17 protein-coding genes are annotated in these 18,756 nt (G+C 47.9%); 1 reads left to right on the forward strand and 16 read right to left on the reverse strand.

Annotated elements, in window-relative coordinates:
• Positions 1 to 49: 49 nt before the first annotated feature.
• Together ACKX2L_RS07840 and pta are read right to left on the reverse strand one after the other, a co-directional pair.
• Positions 50 to 1,177: an alpha/beta hydrolase family protein gene (locus ACKX2L_RS07840; protein WP_497553008.1), complete on the reverse strand. Its 1,128-nt coding sequence runs from the start codon at positions 1,175 to 1,177 to the stop codon at positions 50 to 52.
• A gap of 170 nt (positions 1,178 to 1,347) precedes the next feature.
• On the reverse strand, positions 1,348 to 2,337 hold the full coding sequence (pta, locus tag ACKX2L_RS07845; RefSeq protein WP_497550102.1) for a phosphate acetyltransferase: 990 nt from the start codon (positions 2,335 to 2,337) through the stop codon (positions 1,348 to 1,350).
• Positions 2,338 to 2,765: 428 nt separating this feature from the next.
• Between pta and tsaA the strand changes: the two genes are divergently transcribed.
• Positions 2,766 to 3,572 carry a tRNA (N6-threonylcarbamoyladenosine(37)-N6)-methyltransferase TrmO gene (gene tsaA / locus ACKX2L_RS07850; RefSeq protein WP_497553009.1) on the forward strand — a complete coding sequence of 269 codons (807 nt, stop codon included), beginning with the start codon at positions 2,766 to 2,768 and terminating at the stop codon, positions 3,570 to 3,572.
• A 61-nt stretch (positions 3,573 to 3,633) separates the two neighbouring features.
• Here the strand turns inward: tsaA and ACKX2L_RS07855 are convergent, their stop codons facing one another.
• The 14 genes from ACKX2L_RS07855 to pyrE all read right to left on the reverse strand — a co-directional run bounded on the left by ACKX2L_RS07855 (position 3,634) and on the right by pyrE (position 18,754).
• Entirely contained in the window at positions 3,634 to 4,770 is a 1,137-nt protein-coding gene (locus ACKX2L_RS07855) for a cation diffusion facilitator family transporter (protein WP_497553010.1), read from the reverse strand.
• Between the two features lie 10 nt (positions 4,771 to 4,780).
• Complete coding sequence (gene nrdG, locus ACKX2L_RS07860; protein WP_497553011.1) at positions 4,781 to 5,338, reverse strand: anaerobic ribonucleoside-triphosphate reductase activating protein; 558 nt, start codon at positions 5,336 to 5,338, stop codon at positions 4,781 to 4,783.
• Positions 5,339 to 5,559: 221 nt separating this feature from the next.
• Positions 5,560 to 7,881 (reverse strand): anaerobic ribonucleoside-triphosphate reductase, encoded by a 2,322-nt coding sequence (gene nrdD, locus ACKX2L_RS07865; protein WP_497550106.1) that lies wholly within the window; start codon positions 7,879 to 7,881, stop codon positions 5,560 to 5,562.
• 440 nt (positions 7,882 to 8,321) lie between these two features.
• Complete coding sequence (locus ACKX2L_RS07870) at positions 8,322 to 9,134, reverse strand: purine-nucleoside phosphorylase (protein WP_497550107.1); 813 nt, start codon at positions 9,132 to 9,134, stop codon at positions 8,322 to 8,324.
• A 13-nt stretch (positions 9,135 to 9,147) separates the two neighbouring features.
• Positions 9,148 to 10,338 (reverse strand): phosphopentomutase, encoded by a 1,191-nt coding sequence (locus ACKX2L_RS07875; RefSeq protein ID WP_497550108.1) that lies wholly within the window; start codon positions 10,336 to 10,338, stop codon positions 9,148 to 9,150.
• 66 nt (positions 10,339 to 10,404) lie between these two features.
• A complete protein-coding gene (locus ACKX2L_RS07880) occupies positions 10,405 to 10,839 on the reverse strand; it encodes a cytidine deaminase (RefSeq protein WP_497550109.1) in 435 nt (144 codons plus the stop codon).
• On the reverse strand, positions 10,832 to 11,623 hold the full coding sequence (gene udp, locus ACKX2L_RS07885; RefSeq protein WP_497550110.1) for a uridine phosphorylase: 792 nt from the start codon (positions 11,621 to 11,623) through the stop codon (positions 10,832 to 10,834). The genes ACKX2L_RS07880 and udp overlap by 8 nt, the downstream gene beginning before the upstream one ends.
• Positions 11,624 to 11,839: 216 nt before the next feature.
• Positions 11,840 to 13,111 (reverse strand): phosphoribosylamine--glycine ligase, encoded by a 1,272-nt coding sequence (gene purD / locus ACKX2L_RS07890; protein WP_497550111.1) that lies wholly within the window; start codon positions 13,109 to 13,111, stop codon positions 11,840 to 11,842.
• Between the two features lie 13 nt (positions 13,112 to 13,124).
• Positions 13,125 to 13,757, reverse strand: a complete 633-nt coding sequence (gene purN, locus ACKX2L_RS07895) for a phosphoribosylglycinamide formyltransferase (RefSeq protein WP_497550112.1) — start codon at positions 13,755 to 13,757, stop codon at positions 13,125 to 13,127.
• Positions 13,751 to 14,776, reverse strand: a complete 1,026-nt coding sequence (gene purM, locus ACKX2L_RS07900) for a phosphoribosylformylglycinamidine cyclo-ligase (protein ID WP_497550113.1) — start codon at positions 14,774 to 14,776, stop codon at positions 13,751 to 13,753. The genes purN and purM overlap by 7 nt, the downstream gene beginning before the upstream one ends.
• A gap of 80 nt (positions 14,777 to 14,856) precedes the next feature.
• Positions 14,857 to 15,375, reverse strand: a complete 519-nt coding sequence (gene purE / locus ACKX2L_RS07905; protein WP_497550114.1) for a 5-(carboxyamino)imidazole ribonucleotide mutase — start codon at positions 15,373 to 15,375, stop codon at positions 14,857 to 14,859.
• A gap of 72 nt (positions 15,376 to 15,447) precedes the next feature.
• Complete coding sequence (locus ACKX2L_RS07910; protein ID WP_497550115.1) at positions 15,448 to 17,565, reverse strand: aminopeptidase; 2,118 nt, start codon at positions 17,563 to 17,565, stop codon at positions 15,448 to 15,450.
• 58 nt (positions 17,566 to 17,623) lie between these two features.
• Entirely contained in the window at positions 17,624 to 17,947 is a 324-nt protein-coding gene (locus ACKX2L_RS07915) for a hypothetical protein (RefSeq protein ID WP_497550116.1), read from the reverse strand.
• A gap of 129 nt (positions 17,948 to 18,076) precedes the next feature.
• The gene (gene pyrE, locus ACKX2L_RS07920; protein ID WP_497550117.1) at positions 18,077 to 18,754 is read right to left on the reverse strand and encodes an orotate phosphoribosyltransferase; all 678 of its coding nucleotides are present in this window, start codon (positions 18,752 to 18,754) and stop codon (positions 18,077 to 18,079) included.
• Between the last annotated feature and the right edge of the window lie 2 nt (positions 18,755 to 18,756).

Consider the following 18,756-nt stretch of genomic DNA (forward strand, 5'->3'; position numbering starts at 1 on the left):
TTGATCCGGGTTTTGATTTCTGATCAATAGCCGGGTCTTCCTCCCCTTCTTACTTTGATCCAAGTTCTGATTCCTTAGTAACAGCCTCTTTCTTTTCACAGTCTTCCAAAAAAGCATAGAGTTTCTGATAGAGTTCTTCATTCGGCACATTGGTCTTATTCTTATCTATTTTCTCATAATAAGACTTCCTAAGATCTGCCAATTCCTTCTCTTTTTCCTTCTTCGTGCCAGTTCTATGCTCCTTCTTCCACTTCTTCTCCTCTTCCGAAAATTTCTGATTGATCTCTTCTGAATAAGTTTCTGACTCTTTGGACAGGAAATAGCTGTTATGGCCGCAATAGTCCGGCCGATCCAGGACGATCGTAGACAAAGCCGGATTTGTGATCCGATCCTTCTGGGAGATGATCGACGTCGTATCAAATCCAATGAAATCATCGCCCTTTCCATGAACCAAGAGGACCGGTGCCTGGGTCTGATTGATCCCATTTACTGCGGTAAGCTCTACATTTCTCCCGAAGAGACAGCGGTTGATGAAAAGAAGGGGCAGGTAGAAGGTCCATGCCAGTTTTCCGAACATCTGATGGGCGACAGCCATGGTCATTTTGATGGGCTGATCGAAGCCGGACAGGGAGATGACCCCATCGACTTTATGGTTGAAATGCAGACCGGCCGTCACAGCGAATCCTCCCCAGGAATGGCCCATAAGATAGCGGGGAAGACCGGATAATGTCGGATCCTTTTCGACATAGGTCAGTGCCGCATCCAGGTCCAGGGGCGACTGATAGAGGCCACGGGCCCAGCTGTCCTCGGAACCATTGTAGGACGTCGCATTATAGGTAAAAACCGCATAACCCCTGTCCACAAGCCAAAGCAGAAGCATGAGATACTCTTCGGGGCCGGACCAGATGCCATGAGCGAAGACAATCAGACCACGGGCCTGATCCAGACCGGCCTTCGGCGGATAGATCGCACCGAACAGCTGATTCTTCCCGGATGGGAAATGGATCTCTTGTCTCTCATATTGGTCCTGATAATCACTGTAATGCTTGAGCGAAGAATACTTATGGATCTGAATCGGCCGGAAGGTCTGCCTCTGCACAAGCCATGCGACAAGAAATGGCAGAAGGCAAAGCAGCAATAGGATGACAAGAATAATCACAATAAGAAACGCTGTCATTCGAAAATTCTCCTCTCTGATTGATAGAAACAAATGATGTCATGATCTAAGAAGGGATCACATCAAAAAGAAAAGGGACCTCTGCTTTGTCCTTTGCAAGAACCTGCAGAAGTCCCATTTTTATTGATCAGAATTTCTGATGGAAATTCTGAATGTCTGAATGAAAAAGCTTAAGCCAGAGCTGCTGTGATGATTGCCATGGAGTAAACTTCCAAAGCATTGCAGCCGCGAGACAGATCATTGATCGGCGCATTCAGGCCAAGAAGAACCGGGCCGTATGCATCGAAATTGCCGAGACGCTGTGCAATCTTATAACCGATATTTCCGGCATTGATGTCAGGGAATACGAAGGTATTTGCATGACCTGCAACATTAGATCCCGGGCACTTGGTCTGTGCAACTCTCGGAGAAACGGCTGCATCAAACTGCAGCTCTCCATCGATTGGAAGATCCGGGAACTTTGCCTTAGCCTTTGCGCAGGCATTCCGAACCTTATCAACATCTTCGCCCTTGCCGGAGCCTAAAGTGGAATAGCTTAAGAAAGCAACCTTCGGATCGATACCGAAGATCTTGGCACACTGAGCCATCTCGCCGCAGATCTCAACCAGATCATCCTCGGAAGGATTGATATTGATGGCACAGTCACCCATGGCAAGGACTTCATTGTCACCGGTTGCAGAAGGACGAACCATGATGAAGCAGGAGGATACGATATTATGGCCGGGCTTGGTCTTAATGAGCTGCAAAGCCGGACGAACGGTATCTGCAGTGGAATAAGTAGCTCCGCCAAGCAGGGCATCCGCAACACCCATCTTGACCAGCATAGTGCCGAAATAATTGGCTGCCTTCAGTGTCTCTCTGGCCTGATCGGGCGTAACTCCCTTCTTCTTACGGAGCTCGCAGAAAATGTCGACCATTTCGTCCATACGGTCATAATGTAAAGGATCGATGATCTCTGCGCCGCGGATATTATAACCGCTCTTCTCTGCAGCAGCATGAACCTCATCGGGATTGCCGATCAAAATCGGTCTTAAGAAGTTGGCAGCAAGGAGCCGGGATGCGGCCTCCAGGATACGATCATCGGTACCCTCTGTGAAGACGATGGTCTTCGGGTTCTTCTTCAATTTCTCGATCATTGCGCCAAATCCAAATTCTGACATAATTATTCCTCTTTCTATATTTTTTAACCTGGAATCCTCGGAAAATACACTCAGCATTTTCTCTTTGATCCAATTTATTATTTTAACATCCGCTTATCAGAAAACAAGGGGAGGCATCTCGTGTACCGCGGAAAAGACATATCCCTTTCATATCTGTTATAATAATAAAAACACCAACAAAAAAAGATGCGGGTATGACCCCTCTAGCCTCGGCCATACCTCGTGCATCTTTCCGATGAGAAACCCCCAATTATTTTTTGGTTCCCATGTTTCGTATTATAAAATTTTCATAAATTAACGCAAGTAGAAAATCATGTGTCTGATTTTGTCGAAATTGTACAGTTAAATTTTTCATTTTGCCACAGGTGCGGGGAATTTTCCATTTACAAAGAAAGTGCCGGGGAAGGAAAAAGAGAAAGGAGATTTCCATGACAAAAAATGATAAGGATGCCCTTTTGATCCGCCCCATTGCTTATATTCATTCTCCCTTCCCGGAGAAATTCGGCATTCCGAGACAAAGCGGACTGGCCAATAACCTTTCCGAAATCCATTTCTGTCCGAAATATCGATCCATTGACAGTCTGCGGGGGATGGATGGTTTCGATTATCTCTGGTTGATCTGGGGCTTTTCAGAAAACCGGAAAGAAGACGGCTTCCAGCCGACTGTTCGGCCGCCCCGTCTCGGCGGCAATACCCGGATGGGCGTCTTCGCAACCAGGTCTCCCTTCCGCCCCAACGGGCTGGGTCTGTCCTCGGTCCGCATTTTATCCATTGACACAAAAGGAGCCGATGCCCCTGTCATCACAGTCAAGGGAGCCGATCTCATGGACGGTACGCCGATCTACGATATCAAGCCCTATATTCCCTATGCAGACTCTCACGCAGATGCCAGAGGCGGTTTCACAGAGTCTTATTCCGGCGGAAGTTACCGTCTGGATGTCGTTATCGATGACAGCCTCTGGGAGAGCCTGGGAGGGCAGAAGGATTCGACCGGTCCTTCTCTTTCAAGCCTTCCGGCTGATTCTACGGTATCGGAAAAAGAAGCCGTCGAGAGAAAGTGTCAACTCTTCCATGCTCTCCTGCCGGAACTGGTAAGTGTCCTGTCGGAAGACCCGAGGCCCTCCTACCAGCATGATGAGAACAGGATCTACGGCATGAAATACAGGGGCTTCAACGTCCATTTTCGGGTCATCGGCCGTAAATTACATGTTCTAAGTGCAGAAGAATGCCCATAAAAGGCGCCTGTCACAGCTCTTACTCCAGGCACTCGTCCACTTACTCCAGGCACTCGTCCGCTTACTCCAGGCACTCATCCAGATCCCTATCCATGGCCGCCTGAATGGAGTAATCCGGATACATGGCCTGAATCTTTTGGATGCAGTTATTGAAAGCCTCCTTACGGTCATCCACCGAGAAGGAGATCACAAGATCGAAACGGATGGTCTTTTTTTCTTCATTTAAGTAAAATCCATGCATTTGCTTTACGCCCGGCATATCCTTCAGGGCGGTCCGCACCGACCGTTCTACCTCGGCGGCCCGGTTCTCATGAGTATTCATGGCATAAACGCTGACAGCCGTCAGGATCACATGATCCTCTGCCAAAACCTTGTACTGGATCTGACGAATGAGTTCATCCAGCTCGTTCGCATCCATCGTGTCTGCCACTTCAATATGGAGGGATCCGTTGAAGGTATCCGGCCCATAGTTATTCAAAACCAGGTCATAGACTCCCTGCACCTCAGGAAAGCTTTTGACATCGTTCTTGATCTTATGAATCAAAGTAAGGTCTGCATTCTCGCCCAGGATCTTGGACAAGGTCTCCCGCAGCATGTCGATGCCGGACTTAATGATCACAAGGGAGATCAGGGCACCGAGCCAGGCCTCCAGGGAGACTTTCGTCAAAATGTAGACCAGAGCGGCAATGAGGGTGGATGCGGAGATCACGGAGTCCAGAAGTGCATCCTTACCCGAATTCACGAGAGATTCCGAATGGGCCTTCTCACCGGTCTTCTTCACAAAGCTTCCCAGAATGATCTTCACAAAGACTGCAGCTGCCACAATGACAAGAGAAATGGCCGTATAAGAAGGAGTTTTGGGATGAAGAATACTCTTTACCGACTCCTCCAGCGAGGTGAGTCCGGCATAGAGGACGATCAGAGAGATCACCATAGCCGACAGATATTCGATTCGGCCGTAACCGAAGGGATGCTTCCGATCCGCTTCCTTCGCTGCCAATTTGGTTCCGACGATCGTGATCAGGGAAGAACCGGCATCCGAGAGGTTATTGACAGCATCCATGGTAATGGCAATGGAATGGGTGATCAGGCCGATCAAGGCCTTAAAAGCGGCAAGGCCTGCATTTGTCAGGATCCCGATGACAGAAGTCTTCACAATGACCTTGTCACGACTCTGTTCTGATTCATTATGAGTCATCTCTATTCTCCTATCTGCTTTCTTTCGATGTCATACCGCCCTCGTTATTGTATTCCGAGAGGACGATCTGTCCGGATGCCAGGCTTTCCGGCACCCTTATGATCCTCTGGTTTTTTGAGCCCCGGAAATTCAAGCTGATATCCTTCTCTTCTTCATGGAATTCACCATCCACAAGGACATCGATATTAGAAAGAATCGCATCCGTGTCCCCTGTCCGACAGACCTTGTTTGGATCATGGAGTTCCTCCCAGGTATAGCCGGAATAGATCCAGGTCTTGGAATGCGGCACTTCCCTGCGGATCCTTTCTACAAGTTTCCGGATCTCGGGCTGATTCTCCGGTTCCATCGGTTCGCCGCCCAGAATGGTAAGGCCGTCGATGTATTCGGGCTTTACAGAATCCACAAGCTCATCCTCAATGGCTTTTGTATAAGGATGTCCATAGGAAAAATTCCAGGTCTCTGCATTAAAGCAGCCCTTACAATGATGGCGGCAGCCGGAAACAAAAAAGGATGTTCTTGCCCCCGGTCCGTTGGCAATATCTGCATAATAGATTTGACCAAAATTCATGGTGTCATTTCTTCTTTCATTTTTCATTCAATAAGCAGCTGAAAGCTACTCGTAAAACCAGGTCTGTATTTCATGATCTCTCTTATCATAGCACAATTTTTTTGACAGAAAAACCCGGCCTTCCGCTTGGGAAGACCGGGACTTTTCACAAAATTCTTGTATGAACTCTCAATGCCAGATCCTTCAGAATGGCATCCTCCGGGATCCAAGAGGAGGCAGTCTTATTTCACAGACGCATTGACATTCATATCCACATCCGAGAATTCCGGATTGGCTACATGCAGAACACGATCCTTGATCTCCTGGGTACGACCCTGGTTCCAGAACTGGGTTCCGATATAACCGCAGGTCCTTCTGGCAACCGACATCTTGCTCTGATCACGGTTTCCGCAGTTGGGGCATTCCCAGACAAGCTTTCCGGAATCATCCTTTACGATTTTGATCTCTCCGTCATATCCGCAGACTTCACAATAGTCCGACTTGGTATTCAGCTCTGCATACATGATATTGTTATAGATATACTTCATGATGGACAGAACCGCAGGGATGTTGCTCTGCATATTGGGAACCTCGACATAGCTGATTGCTCCTCCCGGAGACAGCTTCTGGAACTCGGACTCAAACTTCAGCTTGTGGAAAGCATCAATATTCTCTGTGACATGGACATGATAAGAATTCGTGATGTAATTCTTGTCCGTCACATGAGGAATGATTCCAAAACGCTTCTGCAGACACTTGGCAAACTTATAAGTCGTAGACTCCATCGGTGTGCCATAGAGAGAATAACTGATATTCTCGGCCTTTCTCCACTCGCTGCACTTATCATTCAAGTGCTGCATAACAGAAAGGGCAAAAGGCTTCGCCTCTTCGTCGGTATGGCTCTTTCCGGTCATCTCCATCGTCATCTCATAAAGACCTGCATAACCGAGGCTGATGGTTGAATAGTTTCCGAAGAGAAGGCTGTCGATCTTCTCTCCCTTTCCCAGACGGGCCAGGGCGCCATGCTGCCAGAGGATCGGAGCGACATCCGAAACGGTACCCAAGAGACGCTCATGACGGCAGCGGAGAGCCTTGTGGCAAAGCTCCAGACGCTCATCAAAGATCCGCCAGAACTCATCAAAGCGGTCGGTTCCCTTCTCCTTGGCTTCCTTCACGGCAGAGCAGGCAACGTCCACCAGATTGATGGTGACAACACCCTGATTGAAACGGCCGTAATACTTATGGGCCCCTTCCTTATAATCCTTGGCATGGGACTTATTTCCGGCATTGCAAAGGCCTTCCGGCTGGTCTTCATTGTCCGGTGTCAAGAAGGACCGGCAGCCCATACAGGTATAGACATCACCCTTCAATTGCTTCATGATCTTTGCGGAAATATAGTCCGGGACCATACGCTTTGCAGTACATTTTGCAGCAAGTTTTGTCAGTTCGTAGTACTTGCTGCCCTCTTCGATATTGTCCTCATCCAAAGTATAGATGATCTTGGGGAAAGCCGGTGTAATCCAGACACCCTTCTCATTCTTGATGCCCTGAATTCTCTGACGGAAGACTTCCTTGGCCAGACGTGCCAGATCATCCCTTGTCTGTCCTTCCGGTACTTCATCCAGATAGATAAACATGGTAACGAAAGGTGTCTGTCCATTGGTGGTCATCAGAGTGACCAGTTGATACTGGATGGTCTGAATACCGGATTCGATCTCAGACTGAAGTCTGTGATCCACGATCTTCATGATCTTGTCTTCATCCAGATCATCGCCGATCTCCTTCCGCTCCTCAATGACCTGCTTCTTCAATTTCTGCCGGCTGACATCAACGAAAGGTGCCAGATGTGCCAGAGAGAAAGACTGTCCGCCGTACTGGTTGCTGGCAACCTGAGCGACGATCTGTGTGGTGATATTGCAGGCCGTATAGAAACTCTTCGGCTTCTCGATCATGGTCTCCGAGATCACGGTTCCGTTCTGCAGCATATCCGAAAGATTGATCAGATCACAGTTATGCTCTCTCTGAGCGAAATAGTCTGCATCGTGGAAATGGATGATTCCTTCCTTATGAGCCTTTACAATATCCTCCGGGAGAAGCACACGATTGGTCAGATCCTTACTGACTTCACCGGCCATATAATCACGCTGGGTGGAATTGATGACAGGGTTCTTATTGGAATTCTCCTGTTTTACCTCTTCGTTGGCCTGATCGATCAGAGAAAGGATGCCGTCATCGGTCGTATTGGACTTTCTGGAGAGCTCTCTCTTATAACGATAGCGGACATACTTCTGTGCAACTTCATAACAGCGCATTTCCATGATGCCGGTCTCTACCATGTCCTGGATATCCTCGACATTGACCGCATGAGGAGAGGCAGCAACTCGTTTTGCAATATTCTCGGCAACTGCCATGATCTGATAGTCATTCATCTGATGGATGCCATCAATCTCATGATTGGCCTTACTGATTGCATTGATGATCTTATTGATATCGAAATCGACTTCATTACCGTTTCTCTTGATCACCCGGGTCTTTACATCATCATTTTTCATTGCTTCTGCCATGTTTCTCTTCTCTCCTCCTGCTATTATTGGCCATCTTTATCCGGCACTTTGAATTTTTCTTCCTCTTCCTGGATCCTGTCAGGAATTATCAGAAAACATCTTCAAAAAACAACTAAATATAGTTTGTTTGATTTCTTTTCGACACTATATCTTGTGACAAGCCTTAATATAGTGCAAAACCGGGAGGATTACAAGGACACAAATTGCCGAATTTTTAAAATTGGGTTTTCCCTTATCATAAGACCGCAGGATATGGGGCTTTGTGGAATTGTCGAACTTTTATTCAAAGCTCTGATACCGCCAAAGATCCCCTCATATTTTCCATATCTTGGGCTTTTTTTGTATAATATTACTATATTTTGATTGCAGCGGTGGGAGTTTCATAGCAGTGAAAAGACACGTAGTCACAAATGGGTGGCAGATGCTTCTGCCACCCATTCTTACATATGAGAAACAAGATCCATGACCAGGCGCTCGAACTCATCTTTTGTCCGATCCGCTGTTTCCTGAACCTCTTTATGATTCAGAGGCTGATCCAGGATTCCTGCAGCCATATTGGTTATGCAGGAAATTCCTGCAACCTTAAGGCCCATATGATGGGCAGCTATGGCTTCCACAACGGTACTCATCCCTACTGCATCTCCGCCAAGCATTCTTAACATCCTGATCTCTGCAGGGGTTTCATAATTGGGGCCGGTCAGCTGGACATAGACTCCTTCCCGGATAGCGACCCCCGTCCGCTTTGCCGACTCTCTTATTTTCTCCTGAAGTTCTTCATTGTATACATGACTCATGTCAGGAAATCTGCTTCCAAGTTCGTCAATGTTCCTTCCGATCAGAGGGCTCCTCACAAATGTGGAGATATGATCCTTGATCATCATAAGATCACCCGGCTTGAAATCCGGGTTGATTCCTCCTGCCGCATTGGTCAGAAGAACTTTTTTTGCACCAAGCAATCCCATGAGCCGGACGGGCAGAACAACATCAGTCATATCATACCCCTCATAGTAATGAACTCTCCCGCTCATCACAACGACTTTTCTTCCTGCGAGTTCCCCGAATATGAACTTCCCCTCATGGCCCGCTACCGTTGAAACAGGAAAATGATCGATATCACGATAGCTTACCTCAGCAACAGCTTTCACTTTTTCCTTCAATCCGCCCAGTCCTGAGCCTAAAGTGATTGCAATATCCGGTTCAAAATCGGTCACACGCCTGATGCAGGCACGACTTTTTAAAAGCTTTTCATACATCCGCTTCCTCTTTCTACAATTTTTCCAAAATCGAATGGCCAATTGTATTCTCAGGCATCTTTACGCCAAAATTATCACAGACACTAGCTCCGATCACGGCAAAAGTATCTTCATCCGGAAGCCTTCCTCCCTCTTTGTAAGAAGGAGACCACGCAATAAATGGAACTTTTTCTCTGGTATGATCCGTTCCTGTGTAAGTCGGGTCGTTTCCGTGATCTGCTGTAAGAATGAGAAGGTCATCATCCTTCATAACTCTCATCATATTTTCAAGACCAACATCGAATTTTTCCAGTTCCTGACCATATCCAACCGGATTTCTTCTGTGGCCCCATTGCGCATCAAAATCCACCAGATTTGTAAAGCAAAGTCCTGTCCAGTCGTGACGTTTTGCATAATCCACGGTCTGGTCCATGCCATGAACAGAAGTCTTGGAACGCACAAACTCCGTGATTCCCTCTCCCACGAAGATATCATTGATCTTACCAACCGAAAGAACATCAAAGCCGCTGTCCTTCAGCGCATTCAGAGCGGTCAGGCCAGTCGGCTTCAGGGCATAGTCATGCCTGTTCGCTGTCCGGATAAAATGGCCCTTCTTTGTTCCGATATATGGTCTTGCTATCACACGGCCAACGCGCCATTCTTCTTTCATGGTGAGTTCTCTTGCGATCTCGCAGCAGCGATAAAGATTCTTCAAATCAAAGCTTTCCTCATTTCCAGCGATCTGAAGGACAGAATCTGCCGATGTATATACGATCATTGATCCATCACGAATCTCTTCTTCCCCAAGTTCATCCAGAATCGCTGTACCGCTTGCCGCCTTATTGCCGATAACTTTCTTGCCACATCTCTTTTCAAGTTCTGCAATTAATTCCGGCGGAAAACCATGTTCGGTAAATGTCTTAAAGGGCTTTTCGGTCTTGATGCCCATCATTTCCCAATGGCCTGTCATCGTGTCTTTCCCGTTTGATGCCTCTTTTACAGCCATAAATTTCCCAAGCGGATGTTCGACCGGCTTGACTGCATCTGTCGGATGGAGATTTGCAAGTCCAAGTTCTCTTAAATGCGGAATATTGATATAAGGCATCTTTTCAACGATATGCCCATAGGTATCAACTCCACGATCCCCAAATCTTTCTGCATCCGGCATAGCCCCGATTCCAAAAGAATCCAGCACTACGACGAAAATTCTTTTATACTTTCCCATTGTCGTTCCTTTCCTGAAAAAGCCTTAAGAAGTGTATGATCGAAAAGTTTGTGATCTAATATGATTTTATGATTTCTCCTGCAAGAATTCCGGTCCAAAGCTTTCCGGCAGCAGTTCGGAAAGCTTCATGGTTTTCATATGTTCCATATCTTTCACCAGAATAATATCAAATTCCCCTGGTGAGCAAAATTCTCTCATCACCTGTCTGCAAACTCCACATGGCGGACAGTAGTCCAGTTCCTCTCTGTCTTCTAATCCGCCGGCAATTGCTATGCAGACAAAGTCCTTCTCTCCTTCGCTGACTGCTTTAAAGAAAGCAGTTCGTTCCGCACAATTCGAAGGAGTATAGGCTGCATTCTCGATATTACAGCCTGTATAGATCCTTCCATCTTTGCAGAGAAGTGCCGCTCCAACTCTGTGATGAGAATATGGAACATAGGCCATTTTTCTCATATTCAGAGCCATTTTTGCAAGCTTCTGCATTAACTTTTGATTAACCATTCCTGCCCCTTTTTCTATCAGCCTCGATCAAAAGTTTGATCGCGGAAATTGCTGTTCTGATCGCTCCATCCGTATCATGACTTTGCCTGTTATCAAGCCCTGCCTTAGCTCTTTCCTGATTTGCCAGGGTAAGGAAGCAAGCTCCCACTCTGACGCCAAGAGAAGCCGCCACAACAAAGAGTGCTGCGGACTCCATTTCAGAAGCCAGCGTTCCAAGCTTCAGCCATGCATCCCATTTGTTCAGGAGCTCATATCCGACAGGCTTTTTTTCCGGTTCATGCTGCCCATAAAAGGAATCCTTGCTTTCCACAACACCGACATGATTCCTCATGTCCATAGTATCTGCTGCCTTCTTAAGCGCCTCTACAATTTGATAATCGGCTACAGCAGGGAACTCGATTGGAGCATATTCCTTACTTGTTCCTTCCATCCGGATCGCACCGGTCGCTATGACAAGATCTCCGCCCTGAACGTCACGCTGCATTCCACCGCAGGTGCCAACACGGATAAAAGTATCCGCACCGCAGTGAACCAGTTCCTCCATAGCGATGGACGCCGATGGTCCGCCGATTCCTGTCGAAGTGACACTTACCTTTTCTCCCAAAAGGGTTCCCGTATAGGTCGTAAACTCCCTGTTATCAGCGACAAAATGCGGATCAGCAAAGTACTGTGCGATCTTCTCGCATCGCTTCGGATCTCCCGGAAGAATGACATATCTTCCTACATCGCCCTTGCCGACACCGAGGTGATATTCCTTTCCTGATCCTTCTGTGTAATCTATCATAGCTGTATCCTTTCTGAATGATGCGCATATTAGACCAAGCAAAAGCATTTCGAATTATTATTTGTTATATTTGTTATTTTATCCAATTTTAACAATAATATCAAATCAATTTTATGTAATATGTCCAAAGCAGCAAGAGAAAATTTTATTTTTTTGATTGTTTCTATCATAAAAAAAGAGGCTCTTTCGAGCCTCTTTTTCCGGTTTTATCATACTTCAGACCTCATCAATGGCCTTTCCGATATCATGCCGCATATATTTATTGGCGAAATTCACCCATTCCGTCGCCTGATAGGCATTGGCGCGGGCTTCCTTCAGATCTTTTCCGAGAGCCGTCACGCCAAGAACCCGGCCGCCATTGGTGACGATCTGTCCTTGATCATCGAATTTGGTTCCCGCATGGAAGCAGAAATAATTCTGATTGTCAAAGCGGTCCAGACCGCTGATCGGAAAGCCCTTCTCATAGGAAACGGGATATCCCTTCGATGCCAGAACCACGCAGACGGCTGCATTGTCGGAAAATTCCAGATGGATCTTATCTAAGCTTCCATTCATGCAGGCCTCGAAAACATCAATGATATCCGTCTTCATCCGGGGCAGGACCACCTGGGTCTCCGGATCACCGAAACGGGTATTATATTCCACGACTTTCGGTCCTTCCTTCGTCAGCATGAGGCCGAAATACAGAACACCACGGAATTCCCGGCCTTCCTTCTTCATGGCATCGACCGTAGGCTGGAAGATCTCTTTATCGCAGATCTTACGGATCTCTTCCGTAAAGAAAGGACTGGGGGAGAAGGTTCCCATACCGCCGGTATTAAGACCGGTATCGCCGTCTCCTGCTCTCTTATGATCCTGAGATGATGTCATCAGGGCATAATGACTGCCATCCACAAAGGCTAATGCAGAAACTTCACGGCCGGTCATGAACTCTTCGATGACAAGCTCGTTTCCGGCATTGCCGAACTTCTTATCCTCCATGATGGTCTTGACTCCGGCCTTAGCTTCTTCCAGAGTCTGACAGATCAAAACGCCCTTGCCCAGGGCAAGACCGTCAGCCTTCAGAACGATTGGCATGGGCTGCGTTTCCAAATAGGAAATGGCCTCTGCCGGATCGGTAAAGACTTCATAACGGGCAGTCGGGATCCCATATTTCTTCATCAGATCCTTGGAAAAAGCCTTACTGCCCTCGATGATGGCCGCATTTTTTCTGGTCCCGAAGATCTTCAGACCAGCCGCCTCAAAGGCATCGACAATGCCGGCGCACAAGGGATCGTCCTGGGAGCAGACCGTAAGATCGATCTCCTTCTCTTTGGCAAAAGCAATCAGCTTATCGAATTCCATGACACCGATCGGCACAAGCTCCGCCATATCTGCCATACCGGCATTGCCCGGTGCCACATAGATCTTATCTACACGCGGACTTCTGTGGATGGCATGGAGCATGGCATGCTCTCTTCCGCCGCCGCCAACAAGTAATACTTTCATGACTCAGACCTCCTTATTTTGCAATATGGACAATACGATCCTCTCCGACCGAAACACGACCGGCAGCAATGTAATTTATGGCCATGGGAAGGATCTTCCACTCAGCTTCCTCCATGACTCTTCTCTGCAGGACTTCCGGCGTATCTCCTTCCCGGATGGAGACCGCCTTCTGAAGAATGATCGGGCCGGTATCTGTTCCTTCATCTACAAAATGAACGGTGGCGCCCGTCACCTTGACACCACGGGCCAGGGCCTTCTCATGGACATGAAGACCGAAATATCCCTTGCCGCAGAAAGAAGGGATCAGAGAGGGATGGATATTGATGATCTTATGCGGGAAGGCACGGACGACTTCCTCCGGGATCACCACCAGAAAACCAGCCAGGACAATCAGATCCGGCTGAATTTCCTGCAATCTCTGACAGAAGGCATGATTAAAGTCCGCCCGAGAGGGGAAGCTCTTCGGGGAAAGGACCTCTGTTTCTATATCTCCATGCTTTCTTGCTCTTTCCAAGGCATAAGCATTGGGATTATTGGAAAGAACATGAGTGACTTTTGCATTTTCTATCGTTCCCGCATCGATCGCATCCAGAATGGCCTGAAGATTCGTTCCTCCGCCGGAAACCAGAACCGTTACATTCAGCATAAGGTCACTCCCTTTTCTCCGTTTTCAATATGACCGATGACATAAGGCGTATCGCCGGTGGCAGTAATGGCAGCGATCGCCGCATCCTTGTCCTCCGGACGAATGGCCAGAACCATGCCGATTCCCATATTATAAGTGTTATACATCATCTTTTCTTCCACCTGGCCCTTTTCTGCCATGAGTTTGAAGATGGGCGGAATCGGATAGGAATTCTTCTCGATGATGGCTCTCTTTCCGTCCGGAAGCATTCTCGGTACATTCTCATAGAAACCGCCACCTGTGATATGGCTGCAGCCTCTGACACGGATACCGGTTTCTTTCAAAGCCTTCAAAGCATGAACATAGATCCGGGTCGGACGAAGCAGGGTCTCACCCAAGGTCTCACCCAGCTCGTCATAATAGGTCTCCAGGGATTCTCTGGTCATAGGGAAGATCTTTCGAACCAGGGAGAAGCCATTGGAATGGACACCGGTCGATGCCATGCCGATCAAAAGGTCTCCGTCTTCGATCTCATGGCCGTCAATAATGTCTTTTCTGTCAACAACACCAACCGAAAATCCGGCAACATCATATTCCTCTTCCGGCATCAGACCCGGATGTTCTGCCGTCTCACCGCCGATCAGGGCGCAGTCGGACTGCCTGCATCCCTCTGCAACGCCCTTTACGATGCTTGCAATCTTCTCCGGAACATTCTTGCCGCAGGCGATATAGTCCAGGAAGAAAAGAGGTTCGCCGCCTGCACATGCGACATCATTGACACACATAGCAACGGCATCGATGCCGATGGTATCATGACGGTCCAAAAGAAAAGCCAGCTTGATCTTGGTTCCGACACCGTCTGTACCGGACAGAAGGACCGGGTCTTCCATTTCCTTGATCTTCGCCAGGGAAAAGGCACCGGAAAATCCGCCCAGACCGCCCAGAACTTCGGGGCGCATGGTTCCCTTGACATATTGTTTCATAAGCTCCACGGAACGGTAGCCTGCCTCGATATCCACACCGGAACTCTTGTAATCCATTTTTCTCCTCCTGCTGTTCTTGCTTGTTTTCTTGATTGAATGCTTGAATAATCGTTTCGTTTCTGCAAATCAAAAGTACTTTACTGGTCCAGATAAGCTTTCCAGCCGATCTCGTGAAGTTTCTGATTTTTGGTCTTCACTTCTTCCTTCAGTTTCTCACCGTATTCTTTCACTTCCTGACGGATCTTCTCATCCCCGACCGCAAGGATTTTCGCTGCCAGAATGGCTGCATTCTTGGCCCCGTTAATGGCAACGGTTGCAACCGGAATGCCGCTCGGCATCTGAACGATAGAAAAAAGAGAGTCCTGGCCGCCCAGATCCGAAGTCTTCATGGGAATACCGATCACAGGCACCGGAACGAGAGCAGCGCACATGCCCGGAAGGGCGGCAGCCTTGCCGGCGCCGGCGATGATGACCTGATAGCCCTTCTCTTCTGCTTCCTTTCCCCAGGCAAAGAGTTCTGCCGGTTCTCTGTGGGCTGAGATCACATCTACATCATAAGTGATGCCGAATTCATCCAAAAGCTTCATGGCCTGGCTCATAACCGAAAGATCCGAGTCCGAACCCATAATGATGCCAACTTGTTTCTTTTCAGACATAGTACGCTCTCCTTCTTTTTGATGCTTCTATCTATCACAAATATATCCAAGGGATATATTTATTCCCGGCTTTTACGCCATCTCATCCAGGGGATCATTCAATTCTTCCGTCCCGGGAACGACAAAACGGCCGTCTCTTATGATATCGGTTTCGCTTCCGTCCTTTTTCAAGACCGTAATAGCTCCTAACTCATCATAGGGAATGGTGATATCCGTATGGCAGTTGAAATAAGCCTTGGAAGGATCTGTCTCTCGGAAAGCACGGACAATAGAATTATCCCTGGCCACGACTTCCTTCCCATCCGGATTGTGCATGGGCACATCTTCGGCATGGGAATAACAGGTATCGCCTACGGCGAAATGCGGACCGGTCTTTTCTGCGATCAGAATCGGAAGCGCTTCCTCAATATGAAATTTTCTTCCCATCCGATATGCCGTCGTATTGGTGCCGATGGCAAATTCACCTAAGGGCAGGGTCTTGTGATGAAATAGAATATGATCATCGATCAGATTCTTATTCTCTTCCTCAGAATCGAAATTGTCGCAGGATGCTTCGACCACCATACCATTTTCAAATTTCAAGGTCAGATTCTGAAAGGAATAGCCCTCCAGATAGACATGGCCTACATTTAAAATGCCATTGGTGCCCTCTAATTGAGGAGAGGTGAAGACCTCGCCGACCGGGATATTGACATCCGCTGCGCAGTTTTCGAAGATCGTTTCCTTCGACGGATCGGTCAGGGGATGCAGAGAAACGGTGATGTCGGTCCGGTTTCCATTTCGACCGCTGACATGAACCGCATATCCCTGGTCTAAAAGATCAATCATATGCTGCTGCATGGTCCGATAATGATCGGAGTCCAGGGTATTCACTAAAACCGTCTCCCGGAAGATGTCCCGGAACTTTTCTCCGATCGAAGGCAGCGGATAGGAAATAATGGTAAAACTTCTCTCATCGCCCGGGATATATTCATTTACGATCTGACCCTGTTCGGACATATCATAAACCGACAGCTCTTCGTAAGCCTTCCTCTGCGCCTTGGTTAAGGGATCAGCCGCCTTTTTATTGATCGGTGTGAATTTTTCTTCGCCGAAAGTCTCTACGACTGCCGGGCCGCCATACTCATGGGCCAGCTTCCGGTTCTTTTCATAGACCGTTTTCACGACCTCGAGTTTCCGGCCGACATAGGCCTTGTCGTAATAATATCCCTTATCGTCCTTATGGTCATAATAGGCCTGCATATTCATGGAATTCGTATAGAGATTTCGACGGCTGCCCCGGCGCTGACAGGAAAGAAGACCGTCTCTCTGAAGAGTGACGGACAGGCCGGCATCTTCAAAAAGGAGAACGGCCTCCCGCATGACCCGCTCTAAGCCGATCGGGAACTCGATGGAGACGCTTTTCTTAATGGAAATGTCTCTGCCCGTGATGGCAAATCCGTCGATGTAACCCTTGACATAGGTCTCTGCCATGGAATGGATCTCTTCCTCGGACAGATCTTTTAAGTATTCCCAGAGCCGGATCTCATTCCAGCCGACCTTGGCCCCGTAGAAATAGAGATAACGGGGTTCTGACAGATCCGACTTCATCAGGATATCCGTAAAAAAGCTCCGATTCGGATCCACCAGACCCTCGATCCCGTCTGCGATAAATTCTTCGGAATAATCCTGATAGAAAGAATGCAGGGAATCCCTGATCGCCTTGAAAAGATCCATATCCGTGTACTTCTCGCCGGCAGTCACTGCCCGCTCCTGATCCTCAAATAAGGTATAGATCTCATCGAATAATTCGAAGTAATAGGTGATCCATTCTTTTCTCCCCTCATAACTCCAGGGAATGATCGCCGTAAAATCCATATAAAAAGCAGAAAGAATACCGCCCAGCTTTTTTCCCAGCCTCTTTGCACTGTATTCCGGATTCAAGAAGTTCTTCTCATAGGAATCCGGTTCGAAGCGGTCATAGAACATCTTCTGCTCGTCGACAAAGTCCGGCAGATCCGCCTTTTTCGTCTCCTTCTTTTCCGTCCGTTTCAAAACCGGGAGGATACCGATGGCCAGATTGGAAAGCTCAAAGAAATAATCCAGAGCGCCTTCCGAAAAATGCTCCCCATCCTCAATATCACAGGCCGTACGGATCTCACGGATCCGGTCGGTCACCAGTTTGAAACGTTCTTCCATATCTTCTGTCATAAATAAATTCTTTTCCTTCCCTATCACTGTCGTAAATTTCGTCTTACATCTTTTTCTCTTATCCCCGGACGAGGCCTAAAATGTAGACCGAAAGCCAGAGTCCCAGGGAAATCAGCGGCATAAGGAAGCCCAGAAGACGGGAACCCTTATTATAATTATCCTTCCGGTACTCGATCAGTCCGCGGATCAAACATACAATGGATAAGAGAATCGACAGAAGGCCCGCTGCAATCTCCGGCCGCCCGTTTCCGATTCCATTCAAAGCCCGAAGAAGGATCCATAGAAAAAGAATGCAGAAAAAAATGCCAAATGACATGGTCAAAAGACTCACCCGGTTCACCGGTTTCTTCTCACTTCTTCTCCGCCTTCTTCTGTTACTCATACATCTGTCCTTCTTCCGCTTACATTCTATGATTTGAACGTCACACGACATTCAATCATGGCTTCTCATGACCGCTTTTTGCCCGATTCAATTCCAGTCTTGTCAGGTTCGCTTTCGTTTCTCAATCAATCAGGCCCTGGCGCCATATTCCTTATAATAATTGTCGATCCTGGCCTTCTCTTCCTCACCGATATAGATCTTACCCTGATAAGGCTTCCGGTAGAGTGTTTCTACCACATCTTCCATCGTTACGATCGATGCGGTCTTCATTTGATAGGTCTCTCCGATCTCCGTCAGAGCACTCTTGTCTCCCTGGCCCCGCTCCATACGGTCCACGGAAACAACAAGCCCAACGACATCGACTTTGCCCTGTGCCTTCAAGATCGGCATGGTCTCCTTTATGGAAGTACCGGCAGTTGTCACATCTTCAATGATCAGGACCCGGTCCCCGTCCTGAATGGGTCCGCCCAGGAGAATACCCTTCTCGCCGTGATCCTTGGCTTCCTTCCGGTTGCTGCAATAACGGACATCCACGCCATAGAGGTCATGCAGGGCGATGCTTGTTGCAACGGAAAGGGGGATGCCTTTATAAGCCGGTCCGAAAAGCACATCGAAATCTGTGCCGAACTGATTATAAATGGTTCTGGCATAGTATTCACCCAGCTTTTTCAACTGCATGCCGGTCCGATAGAAGCCGGTATTCACAAAGAAGGGGGTCTTTCGACCGCTTTTTGTGATGAAGTCGCCGAACTTCAAGACCTGGCTGTCGATCATAAAATGTATAAATTCCTTCTGATAGTCTTCCATTG

This window comes from Porcibacter vitabionis, assembly GCF_046263795.1.
In the GTDB taxonomy this organism is placed as follows: Bacteria; Bacillota; Clostridia; order Lachnospirales; family Lachnospiraceae; genus Lachnocurva.

Excerpts from the sequence above, each read along its gene's own strand:
- ACKX2L_RS07880 (WP_497550109.1), bottom strand. The coding sequence starts at position 10,839 with ATGGTTAATCAAAAGTTAATGCAGAAGCTTGCAAAAATGGCTCTGAAT.
- ACKX2L_RS07855 (WP_497553010.1), bottom strand. The coding sequence starts at position 4,770 with ATGACTCATAATGAATCAGAACAGAGTCGTGACAAGGTCATTGTGAAG.
- ACKX2L_RS07840 (WP_497553008.1), bottom strand. The coding sequence starts at position 1,177 with ATGACAGCGTTTCTTATTGTGATTATTCTTGTCATCCTATTGCTGCTT.
- pta (WP_497550102.1), bottom strand. The coding sequence starts at position 2,337 with ATGTCAGAATTTGGATTTGGCGCAATGATCGAGAAATTGAAGAAGAAC.
- tsaA (WP_497553009.1), top strand. The coding sequence starts at position 2,766 with ATGACAAAAAATGATAAGGATGCCCTTTTGATCCGCCCCATTGCTTAT.
- purM (WP_497550113.1), bottom strand. The coding sequence starts at position 14,776 with ATGGATTACAAGAGTTCCGGTGTGGATATCGAGGCAGGCTACCGTTCC.
- purD (WP_497550111.1), bottom strand. The coding sequence starts at position 13,111 with ATGAAAGTATTACTTGTTGGCGGCGGCGGAAGAGAGCATGCCATGCTC.
- ACKX2L_RS07870 (WP_497550107.1), bottom strand. The coding sequence starts at position 9,134 with ATGTATGAAAAGCTTTTAAAAAGTCGTGCCTGCATCAGGCGTGTGACC.
- ACKX2L_RS07910 (WP_497550115.1), bottom strand. The coding sequence starts at position 17,565 with ATGACAGAAGATATGGAAGAACGTTTCAAACTGGTGACCGACCGGATC.
- ACKX2L_RS07875 (WP_497550108.1), bottom strand. The coding sequence starts at position 10,338 with ATGGGAAAGTATAAAAGAATTTTCGTCGTAGTGCTGGATTCTTTTGGA.
- purE (WP_497550114.1), bottom strand. The coding sequence starts at position 15,375 with ATGTCTGAAAAGAAACAAGTTGGCATCATTATGGGTTCGGACTCGGAT.
- purN (WP_497550112.1), bottom strand. The coding sequence starts at position 13,757 with ATGCTGAATGTAACGGTTCTGGTTTCCGGCGGAGGAACGAATCTTCAG.
- nrdG (WP_497553011.1), bottom strand. The coding sequence starts at position 5,338 with ATGAATTTTGGTCAAATCTATTATGCAGATATTGCCAACGGACCGGGG.
- nrdD (WP_497550106.1), bottom strand. The coding sequence starts at position 7,881 with ATGGCAGAAGCAATGAAAAATGATGATGTAAAGACCCGGGTGATCAAG.
- udp (WP_497550110.1), bottom strand. The coding sequence starts at position 11,623 with ATGATAGATTACACAGAAGGATCAGGAAAGGAATATCACCTCGGTGTC.
- ACKX2L_RS07915 (WP_497550116.1), bottom strand. The coding sequence starts at position 17,947 with ATGAGTAACAGAAGAAGGCGGAGAAGAAGTGAGAAGAAACCGGTGAAC.
- pyrE (WP_497550117.1), bottom strand. The coding sequence starts at position 18,754 with ATGGAAGACTATCAGAAGGAATTTATACATTTTATGATCGACAGCCAG.